This window comes from Hamadaea sp. NPDC051192, from assembly GCF_040682475.1.
GTDB classification, from domain to species: domain Bacteria; phylum Actinomycetota; class Actinomycetes; order Mycobacteriales; family Micromonosporaceae; genus Hamadaea; species Hamadaea flava.
The window spans coordinates 100,930-119,249 of the sequence record NZ_JBFBAZ010000005.1 but is presented as its reverse complement, the minus strand read 5'-3'; the positions used below and the strand labels follow the sequence as shown (position 1 = coordinate 119,249).

The following is an 18,320-nucleotide window of genomic DNA, read 5'->3' as shown; positions in this document are numbered from 1 at the left end:
GATGGCGGTTGCCCCGACCGGACGAACCCGGCGCTCCCCCGTACGCCCGTTGATGCTGCTGTTCCTGCTGGTGGTCATGACGGTGCCGGTCTACCTGCTGGTGGTCAACACCTTCAAGTCGCAGGAAGACATCCTCAACAGCCCGTTCTCCTTCCCGCTGGCCGACCTCACCGTCAAGCACCTGATGGACGCGATACGCAGCCCCCAGTACAACGTGATCAAGGGCTACGGGTTCACCCTGTTCCTGGTCATCGTCGTCGACATCCTGTGCATCCTGATGGCCGGGCCGGCGGCGTACGCCATCGCCCGCAGCCTCAAGAAGCGCACGCAACTGGTGATGCTGTACTTCCTGGCCGGCACCTTCATCCCCGGCGCGGCCCTGATCATCCCGGTGATCTACGTGCTGCGGTCGGTGGGGCTGGCAAACACCGTGGCGGGCCTGATCGCCCACGACGTGGCCTCCACGCTGCCGGTGAGCATCTTCCTGTTCGTCGGCTTCATCCGGACCATCCCGGGCTCGATCGACCAGGCCGCGATGATCGACGGCGCGGGCCGGCTGCGTACCTTCTGGACGATCATCTTCCCACTCATGCGGCCGGCCGTCGTCACGGTCCTGATCCTCAACTCGATCGGGATCTGGAACGACTTCGTCAGCCCGCAGATCCTGCTGAGCCCCGGTTCGGGCAGGTACACGGTGACCACCGCGATCTACGCCGGCATCAGCCAGTACTCGACCGACCTGACGAAGGTCTTCCCGAACCTGCTGCTGGCGATCGCGCCGGTGGTCATCTTCTTCATCTACATGCAGCGCCACATCATCAGCGGACTCACCGTCGGAGCGGTGAAGGGCTGATCCGAGGTTCATCGCACGTCGACCATCCATCCACCCGGGACGGGAGATAGGCAATGAAAGTTGGCTCGTGGAAATCGGTCGTAGCGGTGCTGGCCACGGTGGGAATCGTCCTCCCCGCCGTGCCGGCCGCCGCGCACGGCCATAAGGGCACCACCTACTACGTCGGGAAATGGGGCAGGCCGATGTTCGCCGGCCGGTCAGCGGCCGCCCCGTTCCTGACCATCCAGCAGTGCGCCGACGTCATGGTGCCCGGCGACACCTGCCTGATCATGTCCGGCACCTACGAGGAGACGGTCGTGCCGGCCCACTCCGGCACCGCCGGGCAGCCGATCACCTACCGTCCCGCGCCAGGGGCGACCGTGACCATCAGCGGCACCACCGCCGTGTCGGGCTGGACGCCGGTCACCAGCGCCGACGTCGACCAGATCGCGCAGACCGACCCGTACGCCCAGGATTCGCCGTTCAGCGCAGCGGTCGCCGCGGGCCACGTCTACAGCACGGCGGTGGACCTGGGCGCCGACGTCACCACCGTGCAGATCTTCACCGACAAGAAGATGGACGTCGAGGCGCAATGGCCCCACCCGGGCCTGGAGCTGCTCGACCCCGCCTTCCAGTACGCCAAGACAGGCAGCACCCTCGCCACGATCGTCGACCCGGCGCTCACCCGCCCGGCTGGGTACTGGACCGGCGCCCGGGTGCAGACCAACTACTGGTACATCACCGCGACCGGCTCGGTGGCCTCCTCCGACGTCGGCTCGGTGACCCTCGACATCGCGCCGCCCTGCATCCACAAGATCGTCCCCAACGACACCCGGTACGCCCTGACCGGCAAGATCGGCGAGCTGGCGAACCCCGGCACCTGGTTCTACGACGCCACCGGCAAGCGGCTGTACCTCTACAGCGAGGACGACCTCGACCAGCACGCCGTGGCGGCCAAGACCCGCAAGCTGGCCTTCGACCTGCGCAATACCAGCTATATCAAGGTCGCCGGGGTCGACCTGTTCGCCGCCAGCATCGAGACCGGCGTGAGCAGCACCAACGTCGTGATCGACGGGATCACCGCCAAGTACCTGTCGCACTACACCGACATCACCCGTGGCGCCACCGATTGCGGCTCGACCGTGACCCGCGGCGTCGCCGACACCGGCATCGTCCTCAACGGCACCGACAACCAGGTCGTCAACAGCGATCTGGCGTACAGCGCCGGGAACGGGATCGCCTTGCGCGGGCAGCGCAACAGCGCGATCAACAACGTCATCCACGACGTGGACTACCTCGGCACGTACGCGGCCGGCGTAGCGGTGCAGGGCAACAGCCAGACGGTCCGGCACAACACCATCTACCGGGTCGGCCGCAGCGGCGTGAACCTCCAATGGGACAACGCCATCGGCGGTACGCCCGGACCGGACAGCATCGCGTACAACGACATCTCCCAGTACGCGAAGCTGAGCCTGGACGTCGCGGCGGTGTACACCTGCTGCGGCTCGGACATGCTGCAGACCTCGATCGACCACAACGTGCTGCACGATCCCGCGCCGCGCAAGGGCGTCACCTCGTTCGGCGTGACCGGGGTGTACGCCGACAACGGGCAGAGCAACATCGTCATCGCCGACAACGTCGGCTGGGGCAACGCCGAGGGCACCGTCATGCTCAACGGCCTGGGCAGCTGCTCCTGCAACAACGGCGTCTACAACAACGTCGGCGGCGGGACGTTCTTCTACGTCAAGGGAGCGAACCAGTCCACCGGGACGAAGGTCTTCAACAACCTCGGGACCTTCCGCGGGCTGACCGGCGCCACCGACGGCGGCATGGTGCTGTCCAACAACCTGCCGGACGAGGTGGATCCGCTGTTCGTGGACGCCGCGAACCACGATTACCGGCTCACCGACGCCTCCCCCGCCCGCAACTGCGCGATCGCGCTGCCGGGCATCACCGACGGCTCCACCGACGCCGTGCCCAGCTGTGGTGCGTACCAATATGGTGCGACCGCCTGGACCGCGGGCGCGAGTCGCTGACCCTGGAAAGACACGTGCCCCGGGCCGCAGTGGCCCGGGGCACGTTCGCGTGTTCGTCAGACGTGCTCGGCGGTCTTGGCCTTCGCGGGCTTCTTGCCCGAGCGCAGATCCGGCACCGGGGCGCGACCGGCGGCGTGCGCGGCGAACGCCTCGGCCGCCTTGTCGGCGTCCCCGTCGCGCAGCAGCGTCACCAGCCGGCCGTGCTCGTCGGCCATCGCGTGCCAGTCGCCTTCGAACAGCGGGTCGGCGATGGCGTGCAGGGCCCGCAGGCTCGGTTCGAGCAGCTCCCACATCCGCACCAGGAAGTGGTTGCCGGAGACCTGGCTGACCAGGGTGTGGAAGGCGATGTCGGCGTCCCGGAAGCGGCTGATGTCGTTGATCGCCACCGCGCGGTGCATCTGATCGACCAGCTCGCCGAGCTCCCGCAGGTGCTCCTCGGTGATCAGGCCGGTCGCCAGCTGGGCGGCCAGCCGCTCCATCGGCTCGCGCACCTGGCGGGCGTATTCGGCGTCCTGGCTGGAGATCTCGACGACGAAGTTGCCGCGTCGGGGGATGTGCGTGAGCAGACCCTCCCGGGCGAGCTGCTTGACCGCCTCGCGCACCGGGGCCTGGCTGACCCCGAGCCGCCGGGCGATCTCGGACTCCACCACCCGCTCGTTCGGGGCGAGTTCGCCCTCCACGATCGCCTGGCGGAGCAGCTCGTACACCCGGTCTGAGATCAGGGTGTGCCGGAGCCGGTCCTTCTTGGTGTCCAGGGTGGAGGCGAATCCGCCTGGCGCGTCGCTCGCTGGTTGCTTCGGAGCCATGAGTTCCCCATCATGAGATACCGGATCCACTGCCGATGATAACGCCCCATCGCTTAACCGGTATCGATAGATCCGGGCAGGGCTGCGTACAACGTCGGGGCCGACGTGGTCCTTCTCATCGCCTATCGATCATCAGTCGAATCGAAGCAGAGCGGCTCGATCGTTGTCAACCCACGTGCACGGGACGCGACCTGGTAGACCCGCTCGGCCGTGCCGCGCAGCACGCTGCCGCGGTCGGCCGCCGACAACCCCGCCAAGCCCCGCTCGGCCAGCCGCAACGACTGCGTCCGCGTACCGGCGGGCAGGCAGATCGGCCAGTCGGACCCGATCAGGCACCGCTGCGGCCCGAACTCGGCAACCGCGTGCCGGGCCAGGTCCGCGACTTGCTCCACGGGTACGCCGCGCTGCTGCGTCAGCAGCCCCGAGATCTTCATCACGACGTTGGGGTGGCGGGCGGCGTACGCGACGTCGGCCCGCCAGCCGGACGCGTCCTCCGTCAGCAGGTTGGCCGGGTTGCCCAGATGGTCGACGACGACCGTGAGCTGCGGATGCCGGGCGGCGACGTCGGCGGCGACCCGGACCGCGTCGCGCCCCAGATTCAGCTCCAGCACCACGTCCTCGTCGGCGAGCACCGGGATCAGGGCGCGGGCCGCCTCGGGAGTCTGCTCCCATTGCGGGCCGCCCAGCCGCATCCCGTGCGGCCGCGTCTCGGCGAGTTCCCGGAGCAGATCGCGGAATCGGCCGACCCCGTCATCAGCGTGCAGGTGCAGGTTGGCGACGTAACCGAGGATGATCTGCGGATGGTCCAGCCACAGCCGGCGCAGCGCGTCGGTCTCGCCGACGTCGCCGCGCGACGCCTCGACGAGGATCGCGCCGTCGATCGCCGCGGCGGAGCCGTCAACCGGGCCGTCAGCCGGGTCATCGGCCGCCTCGTCAGCCGGGTCGACGGGATCCGCGCCCGATGCCGCCAGGTCGTCGGCGGTGAACGCGCGGTAATGCGGCGACTCCGGCCGGATCCATGGGTGCCCGTCGGCCGGGTCCCACAGGTGAACGTGGCAGTCGATCACTCCGGCTCCTCCCCTCTCGCCAGGGCGTACGCGTGTTGACAGGGCGCCACCGGCTCCATGATTCTATACATCGGTAATCGATGAGCGATTTAGAGAGCCGGTGTTCGTCCATGCCCCCGGTCCCCACCGTCACCGCGACCCGCACGGCGTCCGCCCCGCCCACCTGGGCGATCCTGGAGCGGGAGCTGTTCGCCGTGCAGGACAAGGCGTGGCGTACCTTCGCCGGCCGCTACACCGACGGCGCCGGCCGGCTGATCTTCCGCGACACCCTCGGCGTCGGCCTGGACGGCCGGGACGGCGTCGACGACTTCTACGAGCCGTTCTTCAACTGGCCCACGCTGTACCTGCTCGGCGGCAGCGCCGACATCCTCGCCGCCGCCCACCGGCACTGGCAGGCCGTCACCGATCAGCTGGCCGAGATGAGCATGCTCCACGACCGGCTGGAACGCGGCTACGACTGGTTCCACCAGGGCGAGGGCATTCTGCTGTTCTACGGGCTGTGCCTGGCCCGGCCCGATGACGCCGACCTGCGTACGCTCGCCACCCGGTTCGCCGACTTCTACCTGCCCGGCGGCCCGAACTACGACCCCGAGCACCGGGTCATCCGCGCCCCGCACAACGGCTCCGAGGGACCACGCTGGGGCTTCAGCGACGAAGAGGCGTACTTCCCGTGGAGTCTCGCCCTGCGGCCCTATGGCCTGCCGCTGGACTGGATCGACGAGGCGGCCCCGTTCGACGAGCTCGCCGAATCACCGGACCGGGCGCGGGCGTACGGGCGGGCGATGTGGGACCGCATGGGCCGCGGCGACACCCTCGTCAACCTCGCCTCCACCAGCCTGGTCACCAACGCGTACCTGCTCAGCGGGGACCGCCGCTACGCCGACTGGGTCGCCGAGTACGCCGGAGCCTGGCGCGACCGGCTTACCGGCAACGAAGTGATCCCCGACAACGCCGGGCTGACCGGAGTCGTCGGCGAGTACCTCGACGGCCGCTGGTACGGCGGGCACTACGGCTGGGCCTGGCCGCACGGCGTGCACTCGGTCGGCATGGCGGCCCTCGTCGGCGCGCTCAACGCCGCGATGGTCACCGGCGACGACGGCTACCTGGAGATCGCCCGGAACCCGCTCGACACCGTCATGCGTCACGGCGAGCAGCGCACCGCCGACCAGATGGGCACGCTCGGCCGCCGGTGGCGGCCGCACCTGGCGGCCATGCCCACGGACACCACGTTCATGGTCCCGCAGCGCCACGACGACAGCGGCTGGTTCGACTTCACCGTCCTGCCGAACCAGCTGACCGTGTCGCTGTGGCACTTCAGCCGGGACTCCGCCGACCACGACCGCGTCGAGCGGCTGCGCGAACTGTCCAATTGGGACTGGACGACGGTGCACACCCAGCGGCTCAAGGACGAGGCCGGGCACGAGGAGCCCTGGTGGGAATTCCTCGCCGGCCGCAACCCCGGATTCCCCGAACGCATGCTGCGCAGCGCGCTGGAGACCTGCGACGCGAAGGTCACCGCGATCGAGGCCGACCCGGTGGATCCGGCGACCGGCCCGAGCGCGCTGGACATCCACCACTGGCAGGACCACAACCCGATCGTCACCGAAGCGCTGCTGCAATTGACGACCGGCTCACCGCAGATCCTCTACAACGGCGGGCTGGCCCAGCTGCACGTGCGCTACCACGACGCCGACCTGCGCCGGCCCGGTCTGCCCGACGAGGTCGCCGCCCTCGTCAGCGACATCAGCCCGGATCACACCGTTGTCGACCTGGTGAACGTCGGCGGCACCCCCCGATCGGTCGTCGTGCAGGCCGGCACGTACGCCGAGCACGAGCTGCGTACGGTCGGCGTCGACAACGAGCCGCCGCAGCCGGTCGACGGACGCTACGTGACCGTGCGGCTGCCCGCCCAGACCCAGGTACGCCTGACGCTCACCCTGACGCTGCGCGCCGTGCCGCCGATGATGCAGACGCCGTGGGAGGACCGATGATCACGCTGCCCCGCCTCGGGCTCGGCACCGCGCCGCTGGGTGGCCTGTTCACCGCGGTCGGCGAACAGAGCGCTGCCGAGACCATTGCGGCCGCGGCCGCCGCCCGGATCACCTACTTCGACACCGCTCCCCGGTACGGGCACGGCCTGGCCGAGGAACGCCTCGGCCGGCTCCTGCCCGCCGCCGGCATCACCGAACCGGTGATCTCGACCAAGACCGGCTGGCTGCTGGAGCCGACCGACGAACCCGGCGAGCATTCGACCAAGGTCGTGCCCGACTGGACCGAACGCGGCATCCGGCGATCACTGGAGTCCAGCCTCGACCGGCTCGGCCGATCCAGCGTCGACGTGCTCTACCTGCACGACCCCGACGACTTCCCGGACGAGGTGCGGCGGACGGCGTACCCGGCGGTGCGGCGGCTGCGCGACGAAGGCTTGGTCAAGGCCATCGGCTTCGGCATGAACCACTGCGCGCCGCTGGCCGCGTACGTGGCCGAGTTCGAGGTCGACGTAGTCCTGATCGCAGGCCGCTTCTCACTGCTGGATCACGACGCGCTCGGCGAACTGCTGCCGCTGTGTCGGCGCACCGGCACCGCCGTGGTCGTCGGCGGCGTGTTCAACACCGGGCTGCTGGCCGACCCCACGCCGGACGCGATGTTCCACTACCGGCCCGTGCCACCGGAGATCCTGGCCCGCGCGCAGCAATGCGCCGCGATCTGCGCCGAATTCGAGGTCCCGCTGGCCGCTCCGGCCATTCAGTTGCCGCTGCTGCACCCGGCGGTCCAGTCAGTCGTCGTCGGCTGCCGCTCGGCCGCCGAAGTGGTACGCAACGACGAGGCGTACCGGTGGCCGATCCCGGAGCGGTTGTGGTGGCGGCTGGCCGACGCCGGCTTCGTCCCGCCGCAGCTGCTGACCGGTTCCGCACCGGCGTCGCAGTAGGCGCTTCCCTACGCAGAAGCGGTGCCGTCGCGCGCGTCCGCGACGGCACCGCTGTCTTGGGCGGGCGGTTACGACACCCGAAGTGCCAGCTCGGCGAGGAGCTCGTCGGAGGCGCTGGCAGCCGCGCGGTCGAGCAGCAGCGTGGCGTTCGCCCGAGTCCGCAGGATCGTCGACGGGTACGCCGGGCTGATCTCCTGCACGAAGGTGTTGCGCACCGCCGCCGCCTTACGCGCGTCCGGTGTCACGACCTGCACCGTACGCGACGCCAGCAGCGCCGGAATGGACAGCGAGATCGCCGTGTGCGGCACCGACTGCGCGTCGGCGAAGTGACCCTCGCCGACCTGCTGGCTGATCGACTCCGGCGTCAGTTTGATCTGGTTCACCCAGCGGGGGTCGTCGAAGTCGGCGGCGCCGGGCTCGTTGAAGGCCAGGTGACCGTTCTCGCCGATGCCCATGCAGGTCAGGTCGATCGGCTCGGCCCGCAGCAGCGCCTCGTAGCGGTCGCACTCGGCGTCGGCGTCGGCGGCCTTGCCGTTGATGTACTCGACCGCCGCCGGGCGCATCCGCTCACCGACGCGTTCCCGGATCCAGCGCTGGAACGACGCCGGGTGGTCGGCCTCGATGCCGAGGTACTCGTCCATGTGGAAGACCGTGATCCGGTCCCAGGGCACCTGTTCCTCCGCGAGGGCGGTGACGAACGCGATCTGCGAGTTGCCGGTCGCGACGATCATCCGGCCGGAACCACGCTCGGCCACGGCACGGCGCATCACGTCGGCGGTGTGCCGGGCCGCGGCGACCGCCATCGCCTGCTCGGTCTCGAAGACCTTCACCTGCAGGCTTCCGGCACGGACATGGTGGATTGCGGACAACGTTCCTCCACGGGATCGAGGGGTGGGTCCGGCCAGGCTAACCAACGGCCCGCCATGAATGCAAGCGGTTGCAGCAATTTCAGTTGCGCTCATGCTGTCGCGACGGACGGCCGAGCAGCAGTCACCTGCATACTCGTCGCAACCGCTGCCGCAATTGCGTTCACATCAGGTAGTCGCGGCTGAGGATCTCGTCGACCAGCGCCGCGTCACCGGCCATCAGCCCGCCGTCCAGCCGCAGCACGGTGCCGGTGATCCAGCCGGCTTCCGGACCGGCCAGGAACATCACCGCCGCCGCGACGTCCTCCGGGGTGCCCACCCGACCCAGCGGGTACCACTTGGTGAGCCGTTCGAGCAGCGTCGGATCGCGATCGATCCGCTCTTGCCAGATCGGGGTGGCGATGGTGGCCGGCGCGACCAGGTTCACGCGTACGCCGGCCCGGCCGTAGCGCACCGCGAGGCTGCGGGTCAGGCTCTCCAGCCCCGCTTTGGCCGCGCTGTACCCGTCGTTGCCGAAGAAGCCGCTGGCGTTGATGGAGCCGACGTTGACCACTGCGCCGCCGCCGTTGGCCGCCATCGCCGGGAGGAAGGTCTGGCAGACCAGGAAGGTGCCGGTCAGCACCACCTCGATGTCGCGATCCCATTCCGCGCGCGACAGCCGGGGGAACGGCGTGTCGCTGGCGACCCCGGCGTTGTTCACCACGATCCGGGGACAGCCGTGCGCAGCCAGCACCGCGCCGGCCTGCTCCTGGTCGGTGACATTCAGCTGATCCGACACGGCTGCGCCGCCCTCGGCGGCGATCTCGGCTGCCACCCGGGCAGCGCTCGCCCCGTCGGCATCAGTCACCAGTACGCGCGCGCCCTCGGCGGCGAAGTCCAGTGCGATCTGCCGGCCGATACCCGAGCCGGCGCCGGTGACGAGCACGTCAGCGCCGGCGAATCGTCCCATCCGTTTCATCGGCACAACATCGCAATCGCTTGCCGCAATGTCAACCATCTCTCCTCCCGCGACGTTGACACGTGCGGTGATAGATGGTGCAATCGCTTGCAAGCGGGGGCCGACCGAGGTGCGGAGGCTCAGCACCGATCGGCATACGAGGGTGGCGCAGATGGTCGCGGGGCGCAACGGGGGCGAGCGCATGGCGTTCGTCGGCGCGCGGCTCATCGCCGGCACCCAGGTCCACCACGACCGGGCGGTGCTCATCGAGAACGGTGTCATCGCCGGACTGCCCCCGCATCGCGACGTCCCGGCCGGCGTACGCCGGATCGACCTGGCCGGACGCTACCTGTCCCCCGGCCTGATCGACCTGCACGCGCACGGCGCTGCCGGGCACAGCTTCGACGAGACCGACCCGGCCGCGTACGACGCGATATTGGCCGGCCACGCCCGGTTCGGCGTGACCGGGCTGCTCGCCTCGCTCGCCTCGGCGTCGGTGCCCGATCTGGTCGACCGCTTGCGATTCGCCGCCGGCCACTCTCGGCGTACAAGTGCTGGCGCGAGACTGCTCGGCACGCATCTGGAGGGTCCGTTCCTGGCCCCCGCCCAGGCCGGCGCGCACCGGCTCGACCTGCTGGTGGCCCCGGACCCGAAGACCGTGGACCGGCTGCTGCCCTCCGCGGCCGCACCGGCGATGGTGACCCTGGCCCCCGAACTGCCCGGCGCGCTGGACGCGATCCGCGTATTCCGCGAGCACGGCACGGTCGTGGCCGCCGGACACAGCGAAGCCACCGGGGCCGACCTGGCCGCCGCCCGAGCCGCCGGGCTCAGCCACCTCACCCACCTGTGGAGCGGCCAGTCCGGACTGCGCCGCGAAGGCCCGTGGCGGGTACCTGGGCTGGTGGAGGAATCCCTGGCCTCGGACCGGCTGACGGCGGAGGTGATCGCCGACGGCCGGCACCTGCCCGACGCCCTGCTGCGCATCGCGCTGCGCTGCCTGCCCGACCGGCTGATCGTGGTCTCCGACGCCACCGCCGGGGCCGGGCTGCCCGACGGCAGCCGCTATCGGCTGGCCGGCAACGACTGCGTGGTATCCGACGGCGTGGGCATGGTGGTCGGCGCGGACTCGTTCGCCGGCAGCACCACCGGGCTGAACCGGATGGTCTGGCACCTGCACACCGCGCTCGGCGTTCCGCTGCCCGTCGCGGTCGGCATGGCCAGCACGACCCCCGCCCACGTCTTGGCCGGACCCTCGGCTCCCGCACCATCGGCACCGCCGCTGCGCCTCGGCGCACCGGCCGACCTGGCCGTCTTCGACGACGCCTTCCGCACGGTGGCGACCATCGTCGGCGGCCAGATCCGTTACGACAACGGGGAATTGGCGTGATCGCCCGCCCACCGAACCAGCGCGTCCGCGCATCGACCGGGCGCGAATCAGGAGGCACTGTGGATGACGACAACCAGCCGGCGGCGGTGACCGGCCGGACCCGGTACGCGTTGTGCGGCCTGTCCGTACGCGGCATCTCGGTGTTCGCCGGACCGCTGGCCGGCCGGCCGGATCGGCCGCCGATCGCGCCGGACACCGCCCCGTACGCCGACGCCGGTGAACTGGTCGCCATCCTCGACCGCGACGCCGACCGGGTGGAGCAGTATCGCGTCGCCGTCGACGCCAAGGTGCCGTGGTACCCGCCGGAGCAGTTCGACCGGATGGTCGCCGAGACCCGGCCCGACGTCATCCTGGTGGCCACCCCGGATCACACCCATGTGGACTACGTGCTGTCCGGCTTGACCGCTGGGTTGGACGTCATCGTGGAGAAGCCGATGGTGACCACCGCCGAGGACGCGGCCCGGGTGATCGCCGCCGCCCAGGACAGCCCCGGCACCGTGCGGGTCACCCACAACCTCCGATACGCCCCCCGCCACCAGCGGCTGCGTCAGCTGATCGCCGACGGCGCGGTCGGCCGGGTCACCAGCGTCGAACTGGTGTGGAACGTGGGAGCCCGGCACGGCGCGAGCTACTTCCGCCGGTGGAACCGCACCCGCGCCCGCTCAGGCGGACTGTCGATCCACAAGAGCTGCCACCATTTCGACCTCGTCGGCTGGCTGATCGACGCGGTGCCCGAACAGGTCTTCGCGTACGGCGCGCGCAACTTCTTCGGCGCGGACAGCCCGCACAATCCCGGGCGGGAGCTGACCGCCGCGGAGCGTACCGAAGCCGACCCGTACCGCTGGTACGAAACGGCTTCCGCGGCGGACACGGGTCCGGTCCGCGACTCGGTCGGACTCAGCTATCCCGATCAGTACCCGCAGCGGCTGTCCGCGTACGACCCGGAGATCGACATCGAGGACACCTACTCGGTGGTCGTCCGCTATCGGGGCGGCGCGAGCCTGAACTACTCGATCCAGTTCTCCGCGCCGTGGGAGGGATACCGGCTCGCCGTCAACGGCACCCACGGCCGGCTGGAGACCGACCTGTATTACGACGTCGAACCGTTGCCGCCGGCCGGCAGCACCCCGATCACGCACTATCCGTTGTTCGGCGCGGGGCGGGCGTACCCGGTCGACGGCGAGGACACCGGGCACCTGGGCGCCGACCCGCTGCTGGTCGCCGACCTGTTCCGGCCGACCGGCGACGATCCGCTCGGCTGCCGGGCCGACGCGCAGGCCGGGGCGTACGCGGTGGCGGTCGGCGAGGCGGTGTGGCGATCGATCAAGGACAATCGCCCGGTGAACATCGCCGACCTGCTCCGGACGGAGGCAGGTGGGTGAGGTGCAAGCGATTGCGGTACCTTTGCGGAAGCGAGAGGACGGTGGCGTGGTGACGGTGAACCTGGCGGACGTGGCGGAGGCCTGCGGGCTGTCGGCCTCGACGGTGTCCCGGGCACTGTCCGATCCGGACAAGGTCAACGCCAGTACGCGGGAACGGGTCCAGCGCATCGCCCGGGAACTGGGATACACCCCCAACCGGGTCGCGCGGTCGCTGTCCCTGGGCCGCACCGGCACGATCGGGCTCATCGTGCCCGACATCGCCAACCCGTTCTTCCCGCCGATCATCAAGGCGGTGCAGCAGCGGTGCGCGGCCAAGGATCTCGCGGTGGTGCTCGGCGACACCGATGAGCACGCCGCCGACGAGCTGACCCGTGCGCGAGCGATGACCAAGCAGGTCGACGGCCTGATCATGGTCTCGCCCCGGGCGGCCGACGCCAAGATGGCCGAGATCAGCAAGCTCGGCCCGACCGTGTTCGTCAACCGCCAGGTGCCCCGCGCTCCAGCGGTGCTGATCGAGAACCCCGACGGCATGCGCCAGGCGGTCGAGCACCTCACCGCGCTGGGCCACCGCCGGATCGGCTACCTCGCCGGGCCTCGCCGATCCTGGTCCAACCAGCGTCGCCGCGAAGTCATCGCCGCCGTCTGCGAGGAACGCGGCGCGGAGTTCATCGAGTACGGCCCGTTCGAGCCGCAGGTGCAGGCGGGCGTACGCGCGGCCGACCTGTTGCACGGCAGCGGCGTCACCGGGGTCATCGCGTACGACGACCTGATCGCACTCGGCGTGCTCGCTCGGATGGCCGAACGCGGCTGGCGGGCGGGCTCCGAGATCAGCGTCATCGGCATCGACGACAGCCCGCTGTCGGGCGTCGCGTACCCGACCCTGACCTCCGTGCACGTGCCCTGCGCCGAGGCCGGCACGGCGGCGGTCGACCTGCTGCTGGACGTGCTGGACGGCACGGTGGACGCGACCGGCGACGACCCGGCCGTGGTGCAGCTGGAGACCTACCTGGTGATCCGGGGCTCCACCGGCCCGGCGCCCGGCGAGGCGGCCGGGTTCCTGCCGCAGACACCCGTGAGCATCCCGGCTCCGTCAGTCTGATGAACCCGATCCCCGGATTCCGTCCATATCTGGACGGAGCCTTCGACGCGCCCTTGGACCTCCAACAGCACGTGTACCGCCGGGCTCTGGCGTCGATCGATCGCGGCCGCGCGGTCAACGACGCGCTCACCGATCCCGCCGCGGTGACACTGCGCCGGCAGCAGATCCGGGCGACCGTGACGGCCGCGCTCGGCGGGCTGTTGCCCACCGGCGACGACGTGCCCGCCCAGCTGGTGGGCGTCGCCGAGCTGGCCGGATACCAGGTGCACCGGCTGCTGCTGGAGACCCGGCCAGGCACCCTGCTGCCGGCCAACCTGTACCTGCCGGACGACCTGACCGGCCCGACCGGTGCGGTGCTGTTCGTGTGCGGCCACGGCGAGCTGGCCAAGGCGTACCCGCCGTATCAGGCGGTGTGTGCCCGGTTGGCCCGCAACGGCATCGTGGCGCTGATCATCGACCCGGTCGGGCAGGGCGAACGGATCGGTCCGGGCGGTCCAGCCACCGCCGGCATCTTCGAGCACACCGACCTCGGCGTACGCAGCTGGTGGACCGGGCACTCGGTGGGCCGCTACTTCGTGCACGACGCCCAACGGGCGATCGACTACCTGTGCCGGCGTCCGGAGGTCGACCCGGCCCGCATCGGCATGACCGGCAACAGCGGCGGCGGCACGCTGACCGCCCTGCTGATGGCGGTGGAGCCACGGCTCGCCGCGGCCGCCCCAGGCACCTACCTGACCAGCCGGGACGCGTTCCTGCGCGGCGGCGCGCCGCATGACGCCGAACAGGTGCTGCCCAGCGCGGGCCACGCCGGGCTGGACCACGAGGACTTCCTGATCGCGATGGCTCCGCGACCGGTGCTGGTGCTGGCCGCCGAGTACGACTTCTTCCCGCTGGAAGGAACGCTGGACACGGTACGCCGAGCCGAGCGGATCTACGGCCTGCTGGACGCGGCTGACCGGCTGGCGCTGGCCAGGGTGCCCTGCACCCATCAGTACCATCCGGACCTGGCCAAGGCGGCCACCGCCTTCTTCGTCCGGGAGCTGGGCGACGGGCGGGTGCCGGACGACACCGATCCGGTGCCGCTGACGGCCGCCGACTTGGCCTGCGAGCCGCCGCCGCAACCGCATCTGGCGCAGTCGCATGAGTTCCACCTCGAACCGACCGACCCTGCGGCGGCGCTGGAATGGTTGCGCGGCAAGGCGTACGCCCATCGAGAGCTGCCCGAGGAGTTCTTCCCCCGCTGGCCCTCGGTGGACAACCGGCCCGACGTACGCCACGCGCTCTGGCGCTCTGAAGCCGATTTGTGGAACGCCGCGGTGGTGGTTCACCCCGAGTCCCCGCCCAGCGGCGTGACCCTCGCGCTGTTCCCGGACGGCACCGGAGAGCTGGCCGAACGGACGGACTGGATAGCCGCCCAGGCCGCTGCCGGGCAGGTGGTGCTGGTGCTGGACGTGCGCGGCACCGGCACGCTGCGGCCCCGGCCGTCCAGCAATTGGCCCGATGAGGACGGCTACTTCGGCGCGAGCTATCGGATGTTCACCGAGCTGCTGTGGCTGGACGACAGCCTGGCCGCCGGCCGGATCTTCGACGTGCTCCGCGCGGTCGACTTCGTCCAGTCCGATCCCTGGCTGCGCCAGGCCGGCCCGCTGCGGTTGTACGCCGCCGGCGACGCCACGTTCTACGGATACCTGGCCGGGGCGTTGGATTCCCGGCTGTCCGGGGTGGAGCTGGCCGAAGCGCCGTTCGAGCCCCGAGATCTGCTGGCCGCGCCCTACACACCGGGTCCGGTGCCACAGTGGCGCAACGTCCTACCCGGGCTGGCCGCCCGGTTCGCGCTGGCCGACCTGCGCCCCTGCTTCGCCGGGCGCGATCTGCGAATCGGGTCGTAACCCGTCGCGTTTTCCTGAAAGCAACCGTTTGCTCTCGGCTTGGTACCTGGAAAACAGCCATCTAATGAATCTTGTGCGTCCGTAGGTCTTGACGATTGCCGCAAGCGGTTGCAGGCTCATTGCATTGCTCAACGGCACACGTTGCTGACGACTACTCGCACAGGGAGTCGCACATGACTGAAGTTTCCAGACGCACGATGCTGCGCGGCGTCGTGAGCGCCGCGATCGCAGGCACGATCGGCACCGGCGCGCTCGCCGCGTGCAGCACGGACGGGACGGCCACCAGCGGCGCGTCCAACGCCGCGGTCAAGCTGCCCACCCTCGTCCCCTACACCGGCGTACCCGCCGACCTCCCCCAGACGGCGGAAGGGGCGCGGCCCGCGTACTTCGCGTACCCCGCCAACCCGCCGAAGTTCACCACCGAGGCCCCCGCCCGCGGTGGCACCATCCAGGCGCTGTGCACGATGAACACCCCGCCGGTCCCGGTGGACAGCAACAAGTACTGGCAGAACCTCAACCAGCGGCTGGGCGCCGAGTTGAAGATCAACGGCGCGCCCACCCTGGACTACGTCAACAAGTTCCAGACCGTCATGGCCGGCGGCGACCTGCCGGACACCATGGAGGTCCGGTCCAACACCCCCCAGCTGCCCGGCCTGCTCGCGGCGAAGTTCCAGGACCTGACCGAGTACCTCAGCGGCGACGCGGTCAAGAACTACCCGGCGCTGGCCAACATCCCCACGGAGAGCTGGCAGAGCACCGTCTACAACGGCGGCATCTACGGTGTGCCGCTGCACACCCCGCCCATCAAGGTGATGACCTACGCCCGCCAGGACCTGATCGAGGGCATGGGGCTGTCCCTGAACGTCACCAGCGGCAAGGAGTTCGTCGAGCTGTGCAAGCAGCTGGCCAACCCCCGGGCCAACCAGTGGGCCACCTGCTCGATGCCGTCGGCGGTCACCTTCGTCAACCAGATGCTCGGCGTCCCCAACGGCTGGGCCAACGAAGGCGGCACGTTCACCAAGGACTACGAGTCGGCCGAGTACAAGAAGGCCCTCGACGTGGTCGCCGGGATGTGGAAGGACGGCCTGTTCCACCCCGACTCGTTCTCCGCCACCAGCGCGCAGAAGATCAGCTGGATCACCTCCGGCACGGTCAAGCTCCTCGTCGGCGTCTCCACCTGGTCCAACGTCGCCGTGTCCGTCCGCAACACGGTGCCCACCGGCAAGATCACCCCGATCCAGCCGCCCAAGTTCGACGGCGGCGGCCCGGCCAAGACCTACCTCGGCCCGGCCATCTTCTCCATCACCGGGCTGAAGAAGGGCTCCAAGGCCCGGATCGAAGAGGTCCTGCGGGTCCTCAACTGGTTGCAGGCGCCGTGGGGCACCGACGAGCACCGGACCCGGCTCTACGGCCTGCCGGACTGGGACTTCTCACTCAAGGGCACCGACCCGATCACCACGGCGACCGGCAAGTCCGAGGTGACCGTGCCGACGCTGTACATCGGCGCCTGCCCGGTCGTGCACTACGCCCCCGGCTTCCCGGACATCACCAAGACCGAGTACGAGGGCGAGCAGGCCGGCCTGTCCAACGCCGTCGCGTGGCCGCTGGCCGGGCTCTACTCGGCGACCGACCAGAGCCAGGGCGCGGTGCTGGACAAGAAGATGCTCGACCTGCAGGCCGACATCATCACCGGGCGCAAGCCGCTGTCCGACTGGGACGAGGGCGTGTCCACCTGGAAGAAGACCTACGGCGACAAGATCCGCGGCGAGTACGCCGACGCGTGGCAGAAGTCCGGCAAGTGATCCCGCACGTGATCCTCAGGAGGTCGTTGTGAAGCGCAGAAACTTCATCAGCGTCGCGGCGCTCGCCGCCGCGGCCCTCGCCTCGACCGGCGTCGCCTCGGCAGCACAGGCGGCGCCCAAGAAGAAGCGGACCGCGTCGACCGTGTTGAACCTGCCGCAGGGCGCGGAGACCGGCATCTCCCGAGCGCAGATCTTCGACTCGCTCGTGCCCGACCCGTCGGTGTACGCCGGCAAGAACGTCGCGTACATCTGGGGCTCCGGCTCGCCGACCCCGCCTGCTGGCACCGTGAGCAGCCGATACCTGCCGCTGGTGCGCGACTTCGGCTGGACGGTACGCCCGCTGACCTGGTGGCAGGCCAACCACCCGGACTGGGTGCTGTACCTCGCCGACGGAGTCACGCCGGCGTACCTGGGCACGGGCAAGTCCGTGCCGCTGGACATGGACAACCCGCTGGTACGCGAGTGGTACTGGGACAACCAGGTCCAGCCCGCCATCGACCAGGGCTACACCCTCATCGCCCTGGACAACGTGGTGCCGTGGAACTGGCTGCACGCCAAGGGCCGCTACGACGCCACCGGCGCCTGGGTCGACATGTACACCGGCGACCTCGACGACCCGGCGTACACGACGACCGTGCTCAACTGGCTGAAATACCTGGTGAACCGCCTGCACTCGGTGGGCATCGCCGCGGCGGGCAACGTGAGCCCGCTGGGCGTCAACCCCTACCAGCGCACCGCCTCGGCCGCCGCCGTCAACCTGGTGGACCTGTGGCTGCACGAGGGCGGCTTCACCCGCTCCCGGGACGCCAACATCGCCGACGACGAGTGGTCGCAGACCTTCCAGCTGTACCGCAGCGTCGTGGCGACCAAGCCCGTCGTGGACATCAGCATGACCACCACCCCGCACCTGGCCGACGCCAACCAGGCGCAGGTCGACTGGATCATCGCGAACTACTTCCTGGTCCGCGAGCGGGACACGCTGCTGACGCTGGCCGGCCGGAACGAGTACGGCATGTTCCTGGACCGCTCCGAGCTGTACCTGAACATCGGCAAGGCCATGTGCGATCCCGAGCTGACCGCCTCGGGCGCGTGGCAGCGCTGTTACCAGCAGGGCCTCGTCCTGGTCAATCCGTCGTCCACGCTCACGGCCACCGTGACGCTCCCGACGGGCAACTGGGTCGACACCCACGGCACCCCGTACACCGGCACCATCACCCTGCCCACCGTCTCTGGTGCCGTCCTGACCAGGGTATAGAAAGATCCACTAGGTGGGGCGGCTCCCTTCCCG

General features: G+C 70.0%; 14 protein-coding genes. 10 read left to right on the top strand and 4 right to left on the bottom strand.

Annotated elements, in window-relative coordinates; all coding sequences use genetic code 11:
• Position 1: 1 nt before the first annotated feature.
• Positions 2-853, top strand: coding sequence for a carbohydrate ABC transporter permease (locus AB0M47_RS04045; protein WP_363408007.1), 852 nt, complete (start codon positions 2-4; stop codon positions 851-853).
• Positions 854-906: 53 nt separating this feature from the next.
• Complete coding sequence (locus AB0M47_RS04040; RefSeq protein WP_363408004.1) at positions 907-2,868, top strand: right-handed parallel beta-helix repeat-containing protein; 1,962 nt, start codon at positions 907-909, stop codon at positions 2,866-2,868.
• Positions 2,869-2,924: 56 nt separating this feature from the next.
• Here AB0M47_RS04040 and AB0M47_RS04035 read toward each other — a convergent pair whose 3' ends face one another.
• Complete coding sequence (locus tag AB0M47_RS04035) at positions 2,925-3,674, bottom strand: GntR family transcriptional regulator (protein WP_253755580.1); 750 nt, start codon at positions 3,672-3,674, stop codon at positions 2,925-2,927.
• Positions 3,675-3,796: 122 nt separating this feature from the next.
• On the bottom strand, positions 3,797-4,741 hold the full coding sequence (locus AB0M47_RS04030) for an amidohydrolase family protein (protein ID WP_363408001.1): 945 nt from the start codon (positions 4,739-4,741) through the stop codon (positions 3,797-3,799).
• Between the two features lie 110 nt (positions 4,742-4,851).
• Between AB0M47_RS04030 and AB0M47_RS04025 the strand changes: the two genes are divergently transcribed.
• On the top strand, positions 4,852-6,732 hold the full coding sequence (locus AB0M47_RS04025) for a hypothetical protein (protein WP_363407998.1): 1,881 nt from the start codon (positions 4,852-4,854) through the stop codon (positions 6,730-6,732).
• Positions 6,729-7,670, top strand: coding sequence for an aldo/keto reductase (locus AB0M47_RS04020; protein ID WP_363407995.1), 942 nt, complete (start codon positions 6,729-6,731; stop codon positions 7,668-7,670). Before AB0M47_RS04025 ends, AB0M47_RS04020 begins: the two co-directional genes overlap by 4 nt.
• A 68-nt stretch (positions 7,671-7,738) precedes the next feature.
• Here the strand turns inward: AB0M47_RS04020 and AB0M47_RS04015 are convergent, their stop codons facing one another.
• Both AB0M47_RS04015 and AB0M47_RS04010 read right to left on the bottom strand, forming a co-directional pair.
• On the bottom strand, positions 7,739-8,500 hold the full coding sequence (locus AB0M47_RS04015) for a glucosamine-6-phosphate deaminase (protein WP_363407992.1): 762 nt from the start codon (positions 8,498-8,500) through the stop codon (positions 7,739-7,741).
• Between the two features lie 199 nt (positions 8,501-8,699).
• Positions 8,700-9,485: an SDR family oxidoreductase gene (locus AB0M47_RS04010; protein WP_363407989.1), complete on the bottom strand. Its 786-nt coding sequence runs from the start codon at positions 9,483-9,485 to the stop codon at positions 8,700-8,702.
• Between the two features lie 160 nt (positions 9,486-9,645).
• On the opposite strand from AB0M47_RS04010, the gene AB0M47_RS04005 reads away from it, so the two are divergent.
• The 6 genes from AB0M47_RS04005 (at position 9,646) to AB0M47_RS03980 (ending at position 18,287) form a co-directional block, all read left to right on the top strand.
• Positions 9,646-10,860 carry a hypothetical protein gene (locus AB0M47_RS04005; RefSeq protein WP_363407986.1) on the top strand — a complete coding sequence of 405 codons (1,215 nt, stop codon included), beginning with the start codon at positions 9,646-9,648 and terminating at the stop codon, positions 10,858-10,860.
• Between the two features lie 59 nt (positions 10,861-10,919).
• Complete coding sequence (locus AB0M47_RS04000; RefSeq protein ID WP_363407983.1) at positions 10,920-12,242, top strand: Gfo/Idh/MocA family oxidoreductase; 1,323 nt, start codon at positions 10,920-10,922, stop codon at positions 12,240-12,242.
• A gap of 49 nt (positions 12,243-12,291) precedes the next feature.
• Positions 12,292-13,341: a LacI family DNA-binding transcriptional regulator gene (locus tag AB0M47_RS03995; RefSeq protein WP_363407980.1), complete on the top strand. Its 1,050-nt coding sequence runs from the start codon at positions 12,292-12,294 to the stop codon at positions 13,339-13,341.
• Entirely contained in the window at positions 13,341-15,230 is a 1,890-nt protein-coding gene (locus tag AB0M47_RS03990; RefSeq protein WP_363407977.1) for a hypothetical protein, read from the top strand. Before AB0M47_RS03995 ends, AB0M47_RS03990 begins: the two co-directional genes overlap by 1 nt.
• Before the next feature lie 173 nt (positions 15,231-15,403).
• Positions 15,404-17,032 (top strand): extracellular solute-binding protein, encoded by a 1,629-nt coding sequence (locus AB0M47_RS03985; protein WP_363407974.1) that lies wholly within the window; start codon positions 15,404-15,406, stop codon positions 17,030-17,032.
• Between the two features lie 28 nt (positions 17,033-17,060).
• On the top strand, positions 17,061-18,287 hold the full coding sequence (locus AB0M47_RS03980) for a hypothetical protein (protein WP_363407971.1): 1,227 nt from the start codon (positions 17,061-17,063) through the stop codon (positions 18,285-18,287).
• Positions 18,288-18,320: the final 33 nt, after the last annotated feature.

Excerpts from the sequence above, each read along its gene's own strand:
- AB0M47_RS04010 (WP_363407989.1), bottom strand. The coding sequence starts at position 9,485 with ATGGGACGATTCGCCGGCGCTGACGTGCTCGTCACCGGCGCCGGCTCG.
- AB0M47_RS04025 (WP_363407998.1), top strand. The coding sequence starts at position 4,852 with ATGCCCCCGGTCCCCACCGTCACCGCGACCCGCACGGCGTCCGCCCCG.
- AB0M47_RS03985 (WP_363407974.1), top strand. The coding sequence starts at position 15,404 with ATGACTGAAGTTTCCAGACGCACGATGCTGCGCGGCGTCGTGAGCGCC.
- AB0M47_RS04035 (WP_253755580.1), bottom strand. The coding sequence starts at position 3,674 with ATGGCTCCGAAGCAACCAGCGAGCGACGCGCCAGGCGGATTCGCCTCC.
- AB0M47_RS04040 (WP_363408004.1), top strand. The coding sequence starts at position 907 with ATGAAAGTTGGCTCGTGGAAATCGGTCGTAGCGGTGCTGGCCACGGTG.
- AB0M47_RS04005 (WP_363407986.1), top strand. The coding sequence starts at position 9,646 with ATGGTCGCGGGGCGCAACGGGGGCGAGCGCATGGCGTTCGTCGGCGCG.
- AB0M47_RS03990 (WP_363407977.1), top strand. The coding sequence starts at position 13,341 with ATGAACCCGATCCCCGGATTCCGTCCATATCTGGACGGAGCCTTCGAC.
- AB0M47_RS04020 (WP_363407995.1), top strand. The coding sequence starts at position 6,729 with ATGATCACGCTGCCCCGCCTCGGGCTCGGCACCGCGCCGCTGGGTGGC.
- AB0M47_RS04045 (WP_363408007.1), top strand. The coding sequence starts at position 2 with ATGGCGGTTGCCCCGACCGGACGAACCCGGCGCTCCCCCGTACGCCCG.